At 60.2% G+C, this 16,975-nt stretch carries 15 protein-coding genes; 3 read left to right on the top strand and 12 right to left on the bottom strand.

Features of this window, described 5'->3' with window-relative positions; all coding sequences use genetic code 11:
• Positions 1 to 23: 23 nt before the first annotated feature.
• Positions 24 to 947, bottom strand: a complete 924-nt coding sequence (locus tag HED64_RS00760; protein ID WP_210149140.1) for a Sir2 family NAD-dependent protein deacetylase — start codon at positions 945 to 947, stop codon at positions 24 to 26.
• Positions 948 to 1,119: 172 nt separating this feature from the next.
• Positions 1,120 to 1,347: a DUF3073 domain-containing protein gene (locus tag HED64_RS00765; protein WP_132359097.1), complete on the bottom strand. Its 228-nt coding sequence runs from the start codon at positions 1,345 to 1,347 to the stop codon at positions 1,120 to 1,122.
• A gap of 195 nt (positions 1,348 to 1,542) precedes the next feature.
• Between HED64_RS00765 and HED64_RS00770 the strand changes: the two genes are divergently transcribed.
• A complete protein-coding gene (locus HED64_RS00770; RefSeq protein ID WP_168150244.1) occupies positions 1,543 to 2,139 on the top strand; it encodes a septum formation family protein in 597 nt (198 codons plus the stop codon).
• A 67-nt stretch (positions 2,140 to 2,206) separates the two neighbouring features.
• Here the strand turns inward: HED64_RS00770 and clpB are convergent, their stop codons facing one another.
• The 3 genes from clpB to HED64_RS00785 form a co-directional block, all read right to left on the bottom strand.
• A complete protein-coding gene (gene clpB / locus HED64_RS00775) occupies positions 2,207 to 4,798 on the bottom strand; it encodes an ATP-dependent chaperone ClpB (RefSeq protein ID WP_168150245.1) in 2,592 nt (863 codons plus the stop codon).
• A 259-nt stretch (positions 4,799 to 5,057) separates the two neighbouring features.
• Positions 5,058 to 5,525 carry a VOC family protein gene (locus tag HED64_RS00780; protein ID WP_168150246.1) on the bottom strand — a complete coding sequence of 156 codons (468 nt, stop codon included), beginning with the start codon at positions 5,523 to 5,525 and terminating at the stop codon, positions 5,058 to 5,060.
• A gap of 291 nt (positions 5,526 to 5,816) precedes the next feature.
• Positions 5,817 to 6,224, bottom strand: coding sequence for a YccF domain-containing protein (locus tag HED64_RS00785; RefSeq protein WP_168150247.1), 408 nt, complete (start codon positions 6,222 to 6,224; stop codon positions 5,817 to 5,819).
• Positions 6,225 to 6,368: 144 nt separating this feature from the next.
• Between HED64_RS00785 and HED64_RS00790 the strand changes: the two genes are divergently transcribed.
• Positions 6,369 to 7,922, top strand: a complete 1,554-nt coding sequence (locus HED64_RS00790; RefSeq protein WP_168150248.1) for a polysaccharide deacetylase family protein — start codon at positions 6,369 to 6,371, stop codon at positions 7,920 to 7,922.
• Between the two features lie 20 nt (positions 7,923 to 7,942).
• Positions 7,943 to 8,800 carry a tRNA (guanosine(46)-N7)-methyltransferase TrmB gene (trmB, locus tag HED64_RS00795; RefSeq protein ID WP_168150249.1) on the top strand — a complete coding sequence of 286 codons (858 nt, stop codon included), beginning with the start codon at positions 7,943 to 7,945 and terminating at the stop codon, positions 8,798 to 8,800.
• 55 nt (positions 8,801 to 8,855) lie between these two features.
• Here trmB and HED64_RS00800 read toward each other — a convergent pair whose 3' ends face one another.
• The 7 genes from HED64_RS00800 to HED64_RS00830 all read right to left on the bottom strand — a co-directional run bounded on the left by HED64_RS00800 (position 8,856) and on the right by HED64_RS00830 (position 16,810).
• Positions 8,856 to 9,764 carry an alpha/beta hydrolase gene (locus tag HED64_RS00800; protein WP_168150250.1) on the bottom strand — a complete coding sequence of 303 codons (909 nt, stop codon included), beginning with the start codon at positions 9,762 to 9,764 and terminating at the stop codon, positions 8,856 to 8,858.
• 30 nt (positions 9,765 to 9,794) lie between these two features.
• The gene (locus HED64_RS00805) at positions 9,795 to 10,226 is read right to left on the bottom strand and encodes a heat shock protein transcriptional repressor HspR (protein ID WP_168150251.1); all 432 of its coding nucleotides are present in this window, start codon (positions 10,224 to 10,226) and stop codon (positions 9,795 to 9,797) included.
• A gap of 99 nt (positions 10,227 to 10,325) precedes the next feature.
• Complete coding sequence (locus HED64_RS00810; protein WP_168150252.1) at positions 10,326 to 11,276, bottom strand: DnaJ C-terminal domain-containing protein; 951 nt, start codon at positions 11,274 to 11,276, stop codon at positions 10,326 to 10,328.
• Between the two features lie 191 nt (positions 11,277 to 11,467).
• The gene (locus HED64_RS00815) at positions 11,468 to 12,028 is read right to left on the bottom strand and encodes a nucleotide exchange factor GrpE (RefSeq protein WP_168150253.1); all 561 of its coding nucleotides are present in this window, start codon (positions 12,026 to 12,028) and stop codon (positions 11,468 to 11,470) included.
• Between the two features lie 14 nt (positions 12,029 to 12,042).
• A complete protein-coding gene (dnaK, locus tag HED64_RS00820) occupies positions 12,043 to 13,887 on the bottom strand; it encodes a molecular chaperone DnaK (protein WP_168150254.1) in 1,845 nt (614 codons plus the stop codon).
• Between the two features lie 330 nt (positions 13,888 to 14,217).
• The gene (locus HED64_RS00825) at positions 14,218 to 14,691 is read right to left on the bottom strand and encodes a hypothetical protein (RefSeq protein ID WP_168150255.1); all 474 of its coding nucleotides are present in this window, start codon (positions 14,689 to 14,691) and stop codon (positions 14,218 to 14,220) included.
• A gap of 310 nt (positions 14,692 to 15,001) precedes the next feature.
• Entirely contained in the window at positions 15,002 to 16,810 is a 1,809-nt protein-coding gene (locus tag HED64_RS00830) for a DEAD/DEAH box helicase (RefSeq protein ID WP_168150256.1), read from the bottom strand.
• Positions 16,811 to 16,975 lie beyond the last annotated feature (165 nt).

The raw sequence follows: 16,975 nt of genomic DNA on the forward strand, positions 1-16,975 counted from the left end.
TCTTAACGTCTGCTCCAGCGTTGTTACATGGGTCGTTTCGCTTCCACGGCGTCGCTGGCCTCCAGCGTTTGTAGCGCCTGAGCGATGTTTGCGCGCCAACGAAAATCAGCTTTGGCGTCCCCACGGGTGGGACCGCCGTTAATCAGCCCCACACGCTTGCCAGCGGCCCGTGCGTCGAGCAATAGCTTGTAGCCGCTCATCACTGCCAGCGAGGACCCAATGACCAGCAAGGAGCTGGAGACTGCTTCAAGTTCTTTGAGTTGGGTCTTACGCTCGGGTGGAACGTTTTCCCCGAAATAGACCACGTTGGGTTTCAGCGCCAGTGAGCCGCAGACCAGGCAGGAAACCATGATGAACTGAGCGACGTGCCCCTCATCCAGCGAGACGTCCCCGTCCGGGTTGACCAGAGAAACATCAAGGTCAACGGCCTCGAGGTAACCGGGGTTGGCTTCGTGGAGACGACGATCAAGAGAGACTCGGGGTTCGGTGGCGCCACAGTTCAGGCAGGCAATCTGTTCAAGATCCCCATGCAGCGCGATGACGTTCTGCGATCCGGCGGCCAGATGCAGTCCATCAACGTTTTGGGTCACGATGCCTGCGATCAACCCCTCGGTTTCCCAGCGCGCCAGACGTTGATGGATGGGGTTCGGCGTTGCCAGCGCCATGTGTCGCCAACCGACGTAGCTGCGCGCCCAGTACCGGTGGCGGGCAGCGGGTTCGTGGAGGAACTCTTGGTAGGTCATGGGCCGGTGGCGCCGCAGGGATCCATTGGGACCTCGATAGTCGGGGATTCCGGAGTCGGTGGAGACACCCGCCCCGGTGAGCACCAGCACCGAACCCGCGGCGAGCATCTTGGCGATGCCCCCACGTGCCACCTCGGGGTCTTGGAGCGGCGCGCTCTCCCCCACCACCCGTTCGATGGAACGGATGGCAGCACGGTGGGCCATCTCTATGCCGAGTTTTCCTTCGTGAAGCATCGTCACACACCCAACTCATCGGGTACGACAAAGACCGTGGTCACCAACGCAAGTTCTGCGTGGCGGCCACGGTTGCCGTATATACGTTTTGGAGAACCGTTGACCACGGATTACTCCGGGGTCACTACAGGGAGTCGGCACATCAGCTGATGCGCCGTTGGTCGTCCTCGTCGTCTTCGTCTGAGTACTTATCTTCGTAATCCGAATAATCGGACTCGTAAGGTACTTCGACAGGGCTTGGGATCGTGGCACTATGCCCACGATTCTTTCCAAGCTCGCGTTCTAAGGCTGACAAATCAGTGGCCGGGGAGAAATACTTCATGTCCCTGGCCTGCCGTGTCGCTTTTGCCTTCTGACGGCCGCGCCCCATGGCGTGACCCCCTTTTTTCAGTAGATCTGGAGGTGGTCCGGTCTTAAGTAGGCGGAGGCCCCAGAATATGTGACTAATTCTTTCGTGTCTCAAGGTTAACATGATTCGGCGGCGAGTGCCTGCCCCGAAGCGCCGTTCCGCCGGTAGAGTATTATTTTGTCCACCGAGTCGACTGCCACCCACCGGGGAGCTTGCTTGCCTGATCTGCCACAGCCGGAGTCAAACGCCGCTCTTCCGGCTCTCAGTGCCTCGTCAACGGCCCGTTCATGGTGGCGCGCTCCGGCGCTTTGGGCACTCATCGGCGCGCTGGGAATCATGCTGGTCGTCATCTACGGCGCCAATAAGTTCTTTGGCCAGGACGCTGCCTCAAACGCGCCTACAGAAGTGACACGAAACGCATCACCGGGGATCGACGGTGTCATCGCCACCGAGGTTCCGGCCGACCAATTGGAAAGCGCCGATTGTCTCCAGGGATTCACCAGCCCGTTGGACACCTCAACGGTGGTGACCTGTCAGACGGCGCACAACGCGCAATTGATCGGAAGCTTTAGCCTCGAAGGGGACACCTTCCCAGGCTCGGCCAAAATCTTGGATACCTCCGAGAAGCTCTGTAAGTCCATTGCACTGGATCCCTCCAGCCCCTTGGATGCCGGTTGGTCATACCATTTTTCTCGACCGTCCGAGCAGTCCTGGAAAAAAGGTGACAGGGTTGTCGACTGCTTTCTGGCTCTGAACGACGGTAGCGTGCGCATCTCGATGCTGCCCGCTCAAACTCCCGCACAGAACACGTAGCCCACCGAAGGCTAGTACCCGGGGGCTATTTCCGTTCCCCGGGCACTAGCCTTCTTCGTTTGCGAGCCTAGCCGCGACGCGAGCTCAGCGTCAGCCCTGCGTCCTGCGCGTCGATCCCCACCTCAACGGTATCTCCGTCTTGGATGGTGCCGGCCAGAAGTGCGCGGGCCAGCCTGTCTCCGATCTCACGCTGCACCAGGCGACGCAATGGACGAGCACCAAAGGCGGGATCAAAGCCGGTGAAGGCCAACCAATCGCGGGCTTCTTCATCCACCACCAGGGACAGCCGTCGAGCCGCCAAACGGCCAGCCAGCGCGTCAACCTGCAGGGCAACAATCGAGCCCAATTCATCCAGCGAGAGTGGATCAAACATGACCACGTCATCCAGCCGATTCAGGAATTCGGGCTTGAACGCGGCATTCACCAGGTTCATCACACCCGCGCGTTTAACGTCCTCTTCCAGCGTCTGGTCAACCAGGAACTGCGAACCAAGATTCGAGGTCATGATCAAGATGACGTTACGGAAGTCCACGGTGCGGCCCTGACCATCGGTTAACCGACCATCATCCAGAACCTGGAGCAGGATGTCGAAGACCTCGGGGTGGGCCTTTTCTACCTCGTCGAGTAGCACCACCGAGTAGGGCCGGCGGCGTACCGCTTCGGTGAGCTGGCCACCCTCTTCGTAGCCGACGTAGCCCGGAGGGGCACCGACCAGCCGGGCGACCGAGTGCTTTTCTGCGTATTCGGACATGTCGATACGCACCATCGCGCGCTCGTCATCAAAGAGGAAGTCGGCCAGTGCCTTGGCCAGCTCTGTCTTACCCACGCCGGTGGGGCCCAAGAACAGGAAGGATCCGGTCGGCCGGTCGGGATCGGAGATCCCGGCGCGGGCACGGCGCACCGCATCGGAGACGGTGGCCACCGCCTTGGCCTGACCGATGAGGCGATGGCCCAAGAACTGCTCCATTTCCAGCAGCTTCTGGCTTTCGCCCTGCAGCATCCTTCCGGCCGGAATCCCGGTCCAGGCAGAGATTACCTCGGCGATGTCATCGGCCGTGACTTCTTCGGCGACCATCAGTTCCACGGGCACCGCGGTGGCCTCCGCCTGCGCAGCGTCGGAGACCTCCTTCTCTAGTGCGGGGATTTCCCCGTAGAGCAGGCGCGAGGCACCTTCCAGGTCACCTTCGCGCTGCAACTTTTCGGTGCGTGATCGCAATTCATCAAGCCGCACCTTCAAATCACCAACTCGATTCAGGCCAGCCTTCTCCTGTTCCCAGCGCGCGTTGAGTCCGTCAAGTTCTTCCTTTTTATCGGCCATGTCGGCACGCAATACCTCGAGGCGTTCACGCGATGCGGGGTCGGTTTCCCCGCTTAATGCCAGTTCCTCCATGGTCAGCCGGTCCACGGAGCGCCGCAGAGCATCAATTTCCTCCGGTGCCGAGTCAATCTCCATGCGCAGCCGGCTCGCTGCCTCATCCACGAGGTCGATGGCCTTGTCGGGAAGCTGACGTCCGGAGATGTAGCGATTGGAGAGCCCCGCCGCCGCTACCAGCGCCGAGTCGGCGATGGTGACCTTATGGTGGGCTTCGTAGCGTTGTTTGAGCCCGCGCAGGATGGCAATGGTGTCATCAACACTCGGCTCCCCCACATACACCTGAGCGAAGCGACGCTCGAGGGCGGGATCCTTCTCGATGTTCTTGCGGTATTCGTCCAGCGTGGTGGCACCGATCAGGCGCAACTCGCCGCGGGCCAGCATGGGTTTGAGCATGTTGCCGGCGTCCATGGCGCCTTCGGAGGCACCTGCCCCCACCACGGTGTGAATCTCGTCAATGAAGGTGACGATCTGCCCATCGGAGGCCTTGATTTCCTCCAAAACTGCCTTGAGTCGTTCCTCGAATTCACCACGGTACTTGGCTCCGGCGATCATGGAACCCAGATCCAAGGAGATCAGGGTTTTGCCTCGCAGGGATTCGGGAACATCTCCGGCGACCATGCGTTGAGCCAGCCCCTCGACGACTGCTGTTTTACCCACACCGGGTTCGCCGATCAGTACCGGGTTGTTTTTCGTACGGCGTGAGAGCACCTGGACGACGCGCCGAATCTCGGCATCGCGGCCGATGACCGGGTCAAGTTTTCCCGACCGAGCGATAGCGGTCATATCGGTACCGAACTTCTCCAGTGCCTGGAATGTATTTTCGGGATCGGGGTTGTTCACCTTGCGATCTCCACGAATGGTCGGCAGCGCGGTATCGAGGATCTTACGTGTGGCACCGGCCGTCCTCAGCGCCTTACCGGCGGCCCCGGTATCTTCGCTGAGTCCCAGCAGCAAGTGTTCGGTGGATACGTAGGTGTCGCCCAGGGCTGCTGCCGCCTGCTGGGCAGCTGTGATCGTCTGCAGAATGGCGCGGGAGTACTGAGCTTGGGCCACATTGTTTCCGGAGGAGGCGGGCAACGCCTTGATGGCCGCGCTGGCTTGGACGGAGACCTGGTCCGGGTCGATGCCCGCCGCTTTTAGCAGGGCCACGGCGACGGACTCGCGTTGGTCGACCAAGGCTTTCAGTAGATGCGCGGGCTCCACTTGGGGGTTTCCTGCCGTTGAGGCGTTCATTCCCGATGCGGAGAGTGCTTCCTGGCTCTTGGTGGTCAGCTTGGTATCCATGCTCATCCCTTCGTGGTTGGCTCTATGCTCAAACTTGAGTCTATATCACTCAACTATGCGCTGAAGGCAAATATTCCTGTTAAAACACTGAAGCGTTGGCAACCCGATCACGGATCTCCAACGCTTCTGCGTTTCAACCGAAACACACCGCACCTACCCACGGCTTCCTAGAACATCCCTCTGCCGTTTTCTTGTCTCGAACCACGCATTCATCAAGAAACAGGAAGTGACTCGGCCCCGGGTGTGCATCAAAATGGGGCTAGCCCCTGGCAGCTGCCTCCAAGATACCGATGTCCAGCTTCTTCATGGGCATGAAGGCCTCCACCACTCGACGAACGACCTCCGGGTCTGGGTCCCCCAGTAGCTGAGCCATCCGCACGGGCACGACCTGCCACGACACACCAAAACGGTCTTTGAGCCAACCACATTGACTTTCTTCACCACCGTCGGTGAGCTTCTCCCAGTAATGATCAACTTCGGCCTGATCTTCACACATGATCTGGAAGGAGACTGCTTCGTTAAAGGTGAATTGCGGCCCACCATTGAGAGCAACAAAGGCTCTTCCGTTTAGGTTGAATTCCACCGTCATCGGCTCGCTGGAAGGTTCCCCCTCCGTGTTGATGTCTAGGTGCGATGAAATCGCTGAATTCGGAAAGATGCTCGTGTAGTACAAGGCTGCTTCAGCTCCACGGCCGTCAAACCACAGGCAATTGATGAGGTCCCTCATGAGTCGTTTCCATCCCTCGGTCATTGGCAGAATTTGCCACTCCCCAGACTAGAAATCGATTCGCCGATAAACAAGGGGGCGGGGGCTTCTCGAGCTCCTTCTTCCACCGATAATCATGAGGTGGTGCGCCCGAACCTAAATTGCCGTGTTCAAAAGAATCAGCCCGCGCCGTGTGGCGAGCGGGCTGACCGAGGGTGAGGGACGCAGGCAGACGCCTATCAAGTTAGCCCGCATGAAGAGCGATCAGTAACCCGAGACAGCCCACCGCGGTTGATGAATGTCGTGGTGGAGCTAGCGCGCCATCGGAAGGTACTGGGTGCTCGGAACGATGACCTTGCCCAAGGGCATCAGTGAAATAGGAATCATCTTCAAGTTGGCGATGCCTAGGGGAATGCCCACAATGCTGACAAACATGGGGATTGCCGTCAGCACATGGCCGATGGCAATCCAGATACCGGCCACCAGGACCCAGATGACATTTCCAATAGTGGAGAAAGCTCCCACTCTGCCACGATCGACCACGGTGCGCCCGAACGGCCACAAGGCGTAGATGGCAATGCGGAAGGACGCGATGCCAAAGGGAATCGTCACGATAAGGATGCAGCAAATGATGCCCGCCGCCATATACCCGATCGATAGCCAGATGCCGCCAAAAACGAGCCAGATGATGTTCAGGACAATGGAGAGAGTGTTTCGCATATTTACAGCTTGGTACACAAACCCTCACCACGCCATCGGGGAACACCCTGAGTTTCCCCCGAACTTACGAATCCACGGTTCCCCTGACTCATCACCCAGTTGAGTTGATTCAATTAATTCCATTGAAAATGCGAAAATAATTGAATGCCGCACGCGTTTGCTCGAAAATCTCCGCTGACCCTCTGGGGAATCGTTTCCCTCTTGCTCCTCACCAGTTGCGCATCCGTCGCCAAAGCCCCCTCGCCCCCGCCGCTAGTGCAGGAAGAGGCGGCCAGCGAGACCGGAAACGATCAGCATCATTTCAATTCGCTCCCCCTGATCCTGATGCCCGGGCTAGAAGCCGTTGTTCTATCCGACGAGCACCGGCACATCTTCACCAAGCACCTTGAGGTCTCTTCGAACCCCGAAATCACCGAGGCCCAGCGAGCACTCGTTGCAGCAAAAACGTCATCGTTCAAAACCTCAGTCGACACCGAAGCACGGATCGCTGTCACCCCGCGGGCGGAATTGAACGTACGTAGTCACCTCGTCGCCATTTCCGAGAACATCATGGGCATCCGAGTGGATAGCTTTGCGTCCACCGATACCTCCAGTGGGACCAGCTATCAGACTCAGTGGTTTGATCTGAAACATCATGCCGAAGGCACCACGCGAGATCTCTTTGACACCGATGCCAACTGGGTAACGTTCAAGAAGTTAGTGACCAGGGAGCTTAACAACGATCCTCAACCTCACACCGGAAGCCCCCTATTGCTGAAGAATGCGTGGCTGGACTCGGTGATCTTTGATCTGCGCGGAAACGCGCTGGTCCAGCTGGACGACGATGCACTGAGCACCGAAGCCCGTGGACCTCGTATCGTTTCGGTCAAGGCCGAAGATGTCACCGACCTATTATCGAATTTCGGAACCAGCGTACGCTCCGCGCTGACGTCGCCACGGACCTTAAGCCGTTTGCACTCCCAACTCTCCACCGCGGCAAAGGTTCCTCAAGCGAATCCTGCCGCGCCGCAAGCGCCGGAGCGCAAGGTGGCCCCGAAGAGACGCTCGATCGACTGTTCCACCCAAAAATGTGTTGCCCTGACCTTTGATGACGGTCCGGGGCCAAAGACAGCGAGGCTATTAGACCATTTGAAGGCGGGCAATGCCCCATCGACCTTCTTCGTCACGGGGCCCAACGCTAAGCTGCGGCCACACATCTTGCAGCGCATCGTCTCTGAGGGACACCAAATTGGCAATCACACATGGAACCACCGATCACTGCCATCGCTCTCCCCCGCCCAGATTCGACGTGAGATTGACCGCACCGACACCGTAATCACCGAGGCCGTGGGGTCACCTGCCGCCTTGTTACGACCTCCCTATGGGGCTCGCAATTCCGCCGTTGATCGGGCGGCAAAGGCTCCGGTCATTCTGTGGGATGTCGACACCCTGGATTGGAAGCACCGCAACACCACAAAGGTCGTGAAGGCCGCGGTACAACAGAGCACCGCGGGGTCCATCGTGCTGATGCATGACATCCATTCGAGCACCGTTGACGCAATTCCCGCGGTTATTTCGGGTCTCAGGGCCAAGGGATACACGCTGGTCACCGTCGGGGAACTGATGGGTCGAACGGGCCTGTTGCCCGGAGAAACCTACTCATCTGGGCCACATCCGGTGACCAAGGCGGCACACAAGGCGGGGAAAGATAGACGCTGAAGTTCGCTAGGCTTAAGCTCATGAGCATTCCCCCAGAGCACAAGGCGCCGACCAGCGGCCGCGCCGTCGACGACCTCAGCTTCTATCAGCCCGAGCCTGTGTCATTTGTTCGACGCGGCACCCGTCTGCATGGTCGTCGCGCCGATGCCTGGGAACGCACGGCCAGCAAGTACATCATTGATCCTCCGCGTGAGCGCACCGACACCTCGGTGGGCGAAGGCTACAGATTCGATGCCGAGGCTCTCTACGGCCGTAAGGCCCCCTTGATTGTTGAGATCGGTTCAGGCCTCGGCGAGGCCATGGCCTTTGCCGCCAGCCAGAATAGCGACACCGATTTCCTGGCGGTAGAAGTTTACCTGCCCGGTCTGGCAGCACTGATGGTGCGCGTTGAAAATAGCGAGTTGAGCAATGTGAGAGCGGTGCAAGCCAATGCGCCAGAAGCCCTTGACTCCCTGCTGCCGGCCGAATCCGTCGCCGAGATCTGGATCTTCTTCTCCGACCCGTGGCACAAAATCCGCCACCACAAGCGCCGCTTGATCAAGGAAAGCTTCCTGCCCAAACTCGAGCGCGTATTGGAACCCGGTGGAGTCATCCGGTTGGCCACCGACTGGTCAAACTATGCCGAACAAATGCGTGAAGTTTTTGACGCCTCCCCCGCGTTCACCAATCTGCACGCCGGTGAATTATCCGGTGAGGACAGCAACCTCACCCAGGTCCGCCGCTTGGGCCTGGAAAACGAGGACCCTGACCCCGACTTCATTGATGAGCTCGGCGGTTGGGCCCCACGCTTCGAGGGACGCACCTTGACCAGTTTCGAGGGCAAGGCCCTGAAGGCTGGCCGCCTGATCTTCGATTTGACCTACCGCAAGGCACTCTAGAACATCATCGGCGGGGCGGTGCACAGGCGCAGGCCTCACACCGCCCCGTTCTGCTTTAAGCCAAGGGCTGCTGTCCGGTCGTGATCAAGGCAAGGTTCCGCAAGGACAGAGTTTGCGGATCCCGGTAGCCCCTGGGTGAATCTAAATTTCCGTCCAAGAACCGGGAGGTGTTATGCCCCCGGGCCGCGTAGAGACCCAACTCGGGCATAGCCCCCACACTAAATGCGTGGCCGTTCAGTAGCTTTCGTCCCGAGAATGCGCGCCCCAACCGTGCCAGGTAATCCCCCTGCGCGATGGCCTCATAAATGTTCTGATTCGGGACGTTTAACCGATCCGGGGTGCGCGAGAGAATCCTGGGAATTCCCGCCGATCCGATCATGGCCAGAGCCTGCGCTTGAGCTCCAAAGTCGGATTGGGCATCAAGGACTTGGGCGGCCAATGATGCGGCATAGGAATGGGCCTCGATGGCCAGGTGCGGGCGATCTGACCGTAGCCGGGCAAAGGTACTCAGGTCCTCCGCTAGCCTGCTGATTCCACGCCGCGCGGCGATGTTCAGTAGGGCGCTCGCGAGGTTGGGCGTCCGATACCCCAGCCAGGCCACCACGGCCGGTGCTGGTGCTCCGACGCGGAGCTGTTCAAGGTATAACTGCCCGGCCTCGCGCACCGACCCCCACAGGGCGCTGCGGGCTCGAATCCCCGTCCCGGAGAGCTGAAATGTCACGTGGCTGGCGGTGTCAAGATCGCCGACAACAATCGCTGCCAGTGGCTCCCTGGCCGAGAGGTCCAAAAAGAGAAGATGACGGGACGGAATCGCGGAGTCCATGGAACTTTGACGCAACGCATGGGCCGTCCCATCCAGTGCCTGCCGGTGAGTGCCGCGCAGGTGCCCACGGATGGCGCAGAGCGCTTCGAATCGTTGATGGGCCATGGCCGATAACCCGGCATAGTTAGAAGCTGGTGTCATGCTCTTATCCCTTGCCGACGGTGGGCACTGCTACTTGCTACGCGGTTTCCACACCACCACGGCCTGGCTGCGGCCGCGCGGGCGCTGTCCGCGGGCCAGAGAAACCACATCGCCGGTGCTGCCGGCGGCAAAAACTCGTCCCAGGCCCATGGCCTGGTGGGCGCTGCGCAGGGCAAACACTTCGTTGCTCAACTCCCCCACGCGTGAGCGCAGAGCGGCCACCTGGTTTTCCAGGGCCATGATGCGCCTGATGCCTTCCAGGGAGACACCGTCCTTGGAAAGCCGCTGAATTTCGCGCAACAGTTCAACATCGTGCTCCGAGTAGCGACGCTGCTTTCCGCCCTGCCGCGAGGGGGACACCAGACCGAGGCGGTCATATTGCCGCAGCGTCTGGGGGTGCATTTCCGCTAACTCGGCTGCCATGGAAATGACAAAGATCGGTCTCAGTCGGTCAGTAGCCATGATCATTGCCCTTCCGTTTTATATGTTCCACCGTAGCCAAAATCCTGGTACGGACAAGCGCCCCGCGCCGCGCAGTGGCGGAACGAGGCGCTTGGTTAACTAGAGTGTTGCGCGGGTGAACAGGCTTTCGCGCGGATCCTCATCCTTGGTGGCCGCGGCGAAGGCTTCGACGGCCTCCTGTGCTTCCTTGCTGAGGTTCTGCGGGATAACCACGTCCAGGGTGATCAGCAGGTCGCCGCTGACCTTGGACGTGACGACCCCACGGCCCTTCAGACGCAGCGTACGACCGGTGGCCGAACCGGCGGGAACCTTCATCTTGACCCGTTCCCCGGTGAGCGTGGGGACTTCGATCTGGCCGCCGAGGGCTGCTTCGGGGAAGGAAATCGGGACGTGAATCCGGATGTTGTTCTCCTCACGGGTGAAGAACCCGTGTGGCTTCACGGTGACCTTTACAATCAGGTCACCCGCGCCGGCACCGCCCGGGGATCCCTTGCCGCGCACACGGACCGATTGTCCGTCCTTGATGCCGGCAGGGATCCGAACGTCGATGATCTCGCCATTGGCTTCGCGTAGCCCAATGGTCGTTCCCTTCATGGAACCGGCAAAGGAGATCGAGGTGCTTGCCGTACGGTCGGCACCTTTGCGTGGTGCCTGCTGGCCGAAGCCACCGCCACCAAAGAGGTCGGCAAAGTCCGGCGGAACCTGACCACCACGTCGGGATCCGCCGCCACCGCCGAAGAGGTTGGAGAAGACATCCTCGAAGCCGGCGTTGCCCTGGGGCCCACCCTGTCCGCCGGCGCTGAAGCGTGCCCCGGAGCCCATGGCCCGAATGCCGTCATATTGCTGACGCTCTTCACTGTCGGAGAGGACCGCGTTGGCCTCGGTGATGTCCTTGAACTTGCGCTCGGCCTCGGGGTCACCGGCGTTGGTATCCGGGTGGAACTTGCGCGCCATCTTCCGGTACGCCTTCTTGATGTCCGCGTCGCTGGCGTCCTTGGAGACGCCAAGAATGGCGTAGAAATCTTTGTCGACCCAGTCCTGACTTGCCACCGGGCGCCTCCTTTGCTGTAAAAAAATCTGTGGCTCACCCGCTCATCGATCGCGGCGGGGAGAAATCTAGGATGTTGACTCCACCAAGTATGCGACGGATCGCGGGGTCCATCACTGGATCCTGATGCGAACCGCCGCATATCTGGTAGGTGGTGTGGCACCTGCCTAAGGCAGGTGCCACACCGTGGTAATTACTCTCCGAGGGAGACGATCACCTGGGCCGCACGCAGGACGCGCTCGCCCTTCTTGAAGCCCGGACGCAGAATCTGCGCCACGTGATCCGCCGGAATTTCGGCGTTTGGCTGCTGGATCAGTGCCTCGTGAATGTTCGGGTCGAAGGCCACTCCGGCTTCGTCAACGCGCAGCAGGCCAAGGCCTTCAAGCACGGTGTCGAGCTTGTTGGCAATCGACGCGAAGGGGCCATCAACCAGGTCACCATGCAGGCGAGCGGCGTCGATGTCATCAACCACCGGCAACAGGTTGACGATGACCGACTGGATGGCGTTTTCACGCGCTACATCTCGGTCACGTTCAACACGCCTGCGGTAGTTGACGTATTCGGCCTGCAGACGCAATAGGTCATCGCGCAGTTCGGCTTCCTTGTCCACCACCGGGGTTGCTTCCTCGGTGTCGAGGCCAGCCTCATTGAGGATGGCCTCGGCCTGGCTCAACGCGTCGCCCGAGTCATGGGCTTCGTCGACCGGAGTAACCTCTTCGTGGGAGGTTGCTTCGTCGTGATTTTCCTCTGACATGGTCGATGCGCCCCTTACTTCTTTTCGTCTTCGTCAATGACCTCTGCGTCAACGATGTCCTCTTCGGCCTGCGGTGCTTCTGCACCTTCGGCGCCCTCGGACTCGGTCTGAGCCTGCGAGTAGATGGCTTCGCCCAGCTTGGTCTGCGAAGCCTGAAGCTTCTCAAACGCGGCCTTGACCTCGTCATCGTTGTCCTGAGATTCCAGGGCCTTCTTCAGGGCGTCAACGTCGGCCTGAACCTCGGTCTTGACCTCTTCGGGCAGCTTGTCTTCGTTGTCCTTGATGAGCTTGTCAACCGAGTAAGCAGACTGCTCGGCGGCGTTGCGGGTCTCGGCTGCCTCGCGGCGAGCCTTGTCCTCGGAAGCGTGCTCCTCGGCTTCGCGAACCATGCGCTCGATGTCATCCTTGGACAGCGCGGTGCCGCCGGTGATGGTCATCGACTGCTCGACTCCGGTGCCCTTGTCCTTGGCGGACACGTGGACGATGCCGTTGGCGTCGATGTCGAAGGTGACCTCAACCTGCGGGATGCCACGCGGGGCTGGTGCAATACCGGTCAGCTCAAAGGTGCCCAGGGCCTTGTTATCGCGGGTGAACTCGCGCTCGCCCTGGAAGACCTGGATGGAAACCGAAGGCTGGTTGTCCTCGGCGGTGGTGAAGGTCTCCGAACGCTTGGTCGGGATCGCGGTGTTGCGCTCGATCAGCTTGGTCATCACTCCACCCTTGGTCTCGATGCCCAGTGCCAGCGGGGTGACGTCGATGAGCAGAACGTCCTTGCGCTCGCCCTTCAACACGCCAGCCTGCAGTGCTGCACCAACGGCAACAACCTCATCCGGGTTCACACCCTTGTTGGCTTCCTTGCCGGCCAATTCCTTGACCAGTTCGGCAACTGCCGGCATACGGGTCGAGCCGCCAACGAGGATCACGTGAGCGATCTCGGAGACCTTCACGCCGGCTTCGGCGATAACGTCCTTAAACGGCTTACGAGTGCGCTCGAGCAGATCGTTGGTCAGTTCCTGGAACTTGGCACGGGAAAGGTGCTCGTCCAAGTGAACCGGGCCATCGGAGGTGACCGAGAGGTACTGCAGGGAGATGTTGGTGGAGGTAGCCGAGGACAGTTCCTTCTTGGCCTGCTCCGCTGCTTCCTTCAGACGCTGCAGGGCGATCTTGTCCTTGGACAGGTCTGCGCCCTTCTGCTTGGCCTGAGCCAGCAACCAGTCAACAACTCGCTGATCCCAGTCGTCGCCGCCGAGGCGGTTGTCGCCCGAGGTGGCGCGGACCTGGATGGTGGAGAAGTCGTCTTCGTCCTTGCCAACTTCGAGCAGGGAAACGTCGAAGGTTCCGCCACCGAGGTCGAAGACCAAGATGAGCTCGTCTTCCTTGCCCTTATCCAGGCCGTAGGCCAGTGCGGCTGCGGTCGGCTCGTTGACGATACGCAGAACGTTCATGCCAGCGATTTCGCCGGCTTCCTTGGTGGCCTGACGCTCGGCATCGTTGAAGTATGCCGGAACGGTGATAACCGCGTCGGTGACCTTTTCGCCCAAGTAGGACTCGGCGTCGGCCTTGAGCTTCATCAGGGTACGTGCGGAGATTTCCTGCGCGGTGTACTTCTTGTCGTCGATGTTGACGGTCCAGTCGGTGCCCATGTGGCGCTTGACTGAAGCAATGGTGCGATCGATGTTGTTTACGGCCTGGCGGCGAGCGATGTCGCCAACCAGAACTTCGCCACTCTTGGAGAAGGCTACGACCGAGGGGGTCGTGCGGTTGCCTTCGGCGTTAGCGATAACGGTCGGCTCGCCACCTTCGAGGACGGATACAACAGAGTTGGTGGTTCCGAGGTCAATACCTACGGCACGAGACATGAGGATGCTCCTTCTTACCTGGGGAAATGAACCAACGACCAACCCGAATTCAATCGGTTGAGCGTTCTGCACTCAAGTTTACCGAAGAGCAAAACGATGTCAATTCAAAGTTGAGCGCGCATGGCTCAAGTTTGGGTTTGAAGGCTCAAATTTGCCGCTATGGAGCTAGAAAATCCCCGGAATGACAGGGAACTTAGAGTTTGCTGAGAGTCGCGTTCGCCCTCAGTGATCACCACCTCAGAGCACCGCCGAGCAACTCTGACCCGTTATAAGAGCTGTCCCCGCGGGGACACCAGTCGCCCCGATTGACCGGCTAGCCTCGGTGTCCGGCTAGCGGCCGCCGATAACGTCAATGCCCAGGTACACCAGCAGACCAAACGCGGTTCCCCACAGGATGATCGAAATAACCTGCCAGAAAATGACCTTCTCCTTGGACGCACCAAAGGACACCAACGCGGCCGAGGTGATCTGGCTTGGAAGGATTGTCTGGCCCAAGAGACTAACTCCGGCAATGCCATACTTCTCGAAGGCCGCACGCAATTTGACGTACTTCTGCGAAGGTTCATTAGTACCTTTGCTCGCTTTTCGACGCAGAAAGTGAGCCCCGTTGACCATGAGTAACATCGAGGCCACGTTGCCCACCACGGCCGCAAGGATCGCGATCACTGGGTTAACGCCGATGACGACCCCGATCGCTGCACCAAAGTACGACTCCACAAACGGAATGGCGGCTGCAAGCATCACCGCCAGCCACGCAAGTGCCGGAGGAAACGTTGAGGTGAAATCCTGCAATGACTCAATCATGGTCAATCTCCTAGCCCGCGCCGCGGCCATCAGTAGTGGTGGTGGTTCAGCTTGGTCCGTTGGGCGACGTTGCACCAGCGGCCTGTTCTTCCCTCCCAGATTATTGGTCTGCACCCGGCAAACCGGTGCCACCAAAGGATGATCTCTACCGACCCCATTAGTTGCGGATTCAGACAAAGGGATGAATCTTCACCGCCGAGTTTCATGACCTTTCCTTAAACGCCGATGGGCCCGGTCAAGCAACGTTTCAGTTGCTTGACCGGGCCCATCGGCGTTCAGGTTCTACCGCAGCACAGCTGCGGGATGATCCTTAGTAGTTGTTGCGGTTGCCCGAGGCGGGTGAGGTCGCGCGGCGCGGAGCGCGGCCACGACCTGCGCCACGGCCTGCACCGTTGGCTGCTTCAACCTTGGAGGCGCCGAGGGCGTCACCGATGGTGTTGTTGCTGCGCGGCGGGCGTGAGCTCGCTGCGCCACCCTGGCGCTGGCCCGAGTTGTTGCGTGCTGCGGCGGAACCGCGGTTTGCCGGATTGGTGCGACGAGCTACATCGCGGTCATCCTGCTGCATATCTGCACGGCGGTCGGCACGGTTATCGGTGCGGCGGTCGCCGGCACGCGGAGCCGAGGCGCCACGATTGTCGTTACGACGTTCGCTGCGGTAGCCGGGAGCAGCGTTGCCGCGACCCTCGCCACGGTTATCGCTACGACGTTCGCCACCGCGGTTTTCGCTGCGGTTTTCGGTGCGACGTTCGCCACCGCGGTTTTCACTGCGGTTTTCGGTGCGACGTTCGCCACCACGATTTTCGTCCCGGCCGCGCGGAGCCTCACCGGAAGCGCTCTTGGCGGTACCACGACCGCCGCGGCGACGGCCACGGCCGCCTGCTGCGTCGGAGTCCGTCAGGGTTTCCTTACGAACGGAGGCGGTGCTGCGCAGCTGCGGAGCAACGTAGGCAACCGGAGCGGCAACGTCGCCCACAACCTCCATGACGACCTGTGAGTTCGGGGTGACCTTGACCATCGGAACCTTCAGGCCAGCGGCCTTGATCAGGGACTTCACGTCGCTCTGCTGATCCGGGGTGGCGATGGTGACAACAATGCCATCCGAACCGGCACGGGCGGTACGGCCCGAGCGGTGCAGGTAAGCCTTGTGCTCGGCCGGCGGATCAATGTGGACAACAAGCTCCACACCATCAACGTGTACGCCACGGGCTGCAACGTCGGTGGCTACCAATACGCGGGCGTCGCCAGCGGAGAAGGCCGCGAGGTTGCGGTCACGAGCGTTCTGGCTCAAGTTGCCGTGCAGATCAACGGTCGGGATGCCGCACTTGGTCAGCCAGACAGCCATCTTCTTGGCGTGGTGCTTGGTGCGCATGAACATGATGCGGCGGCCACTGCCGGAGGCCAGGGTGCGAACCAGTTCCTTCTTGTCGTCGTTGGACACCATGAACACGTGGTGTTCCATGGTGTTCACGGCGGCGGTCGGAGCGTCAACCGAGTGAACGGTCGGGTTGGACAGGTAGCGCTGAACCAGCTTGTCTACGCCGTTATCCAAGGTGGCGGAGAAGAGCATGTGCTGGATGCCACGCGGGGCCTGATCCAGGATGCGCTTGACGACCGGCAGGAAGCCGAGGTCGGCCATGTGGTCGGCCTCGTCGAGTACGGAGATTTCCACGCGGGAAAGGTCGGCGACGCGCTGCTTGAGCAGGTCCTCGAGGCGACCGGGGCAAGCGATGAGGATGTCAACGCCGGCGTTCAGGTCTTTTTCCTGACGCTGCTGCGAGACGCCACCGAAGACAACGGCAACGCGAAGGTCAACGGCCTTGGCCAACGGCTCAACAACCTTGGCGATCTGGGTGGCCAGTTCGCGGGTAGGTGCCATGATCAGTGCACGCGGGAAGCGTGCCTTGCGTGGCTTGGGGTTAGCAGCCAGGCGTGCAACCACCGGAAGGGAGAAAGCAAGGGTCTTGCCCGAGCCGGTCTGACCGCGTCCGAGCACGTCGCCACCGTTAAGGGTGGTGGGAAGCGTTGCTTCCTGAATGGGGAATGCCGCTTCGATTTCCTGCGAGGCAAGAACATCGGCGAAAATTGCGGGCACACCAAGGGAAGTGAATGAAGGACTCACGTAATACTTTCTATCAAAGCTTCGCACGACGGTTTCGGCGCGCGTGGTCGCCGAAGAAAGAGAGAGCCAAGATGGCGCAAAGCGCACATCGACCGGCCGTAGTCGCTCCCAAGTAATCTCGGGGCACGCGGCGGGTCGGGAAATCTAATCAGTCGACGCATAGAC

The sequence above is a fragment of the Paeniglutamicibacter terrestris genome, from assembly GCF_012271785.1.
Lineage (GTDB): Bacteria > Actinomycetota > Actinomycetes > Actinomycetales > Micrococcaceae > Paeniglutamicibacter > Paeniglutamicibacter terrestris.

Coding starts and splice junctions, on each gene's coding strand:
- trmB (WP_168150249.1), top strand. CDS start 7,943: ATGAGCATTCCCCCAGAGCACAAGGCGCCGACCAGCGGCCGCGCCGTC.
- HED64_RS00780 (WP_168150246.1), bottom strand. CDS start 5,525: ATGAGGGACCTCATCAATTGCCTGTGGTTTGACGGCCGTGGAGCTGAA.
- HED64_RS00800 (WP_168150250.1), bottom strand. CDS start 9,764: ATGACACCAGCTTCTAACTATGCCGGGTTATCGGCCATGGCCCATCAA.
- clpB (WP_168150245.1), bottom strand. CDS start 4,798: ATGGATACCAAGCTGACCACCAAGAGCCAGGAAGCACTCTCCGCATCG.
- HED64_RS00790 (WP_168150248.1), top strand. CDS start 6,369: ATGCCGCACGCGTTTGCTCGAAAATCTCCGCTGACCCTCTGGGGAATC.
- HED64_RS00765 (WP_132359097.1), bottom strand. CDS start 1,347: ATGGGGCGCGGCCGTCAGAAGGCAAAAGCGACACGGCAGGCCAGGGAC.
- HED64_RS00785 (WP_168150247.1), bottom strand. CDS start 6,224: ATGCGAAACACTCTCTCCATTGTCCTGAACATCATCTGGCTCGTTTTT.
- HED64_RS00805 (WP_168150251.1), bottom strand. CDS start 10,226: ATGGCTACTGACCGACTGAGACCGATCTTTGTCATTTCCATGGCAGCC.
- dnaK (WP_168150254.1), bottom strand. CDS start 13,887: ATGTCTCGTGCCGTAGGTATTGACCTCGGAACCACCAACTCTGTTGTA.
- HED64_RS00815 (WP_168150253.1), bottom strand. CDS start 12,028: ATGTCAGAGGAAAATCACGACGAAGCAACCTCCCACGAAGAGGTTACT.
- HED64_RS00825 (WP_168150255.1), bottom strand. CDS start 14,691: ATGATTGAGTCATTGCAGGATTTCACCTCAACGTTTCCTCCGGCACTT.
- HED64_RS00760 (WP_210149140.1), bottom strand. CDS start 947: ATGGCCCACCGTGCTGCCATCCGTTCCATCGAACGGGTGGTGGGGGAG.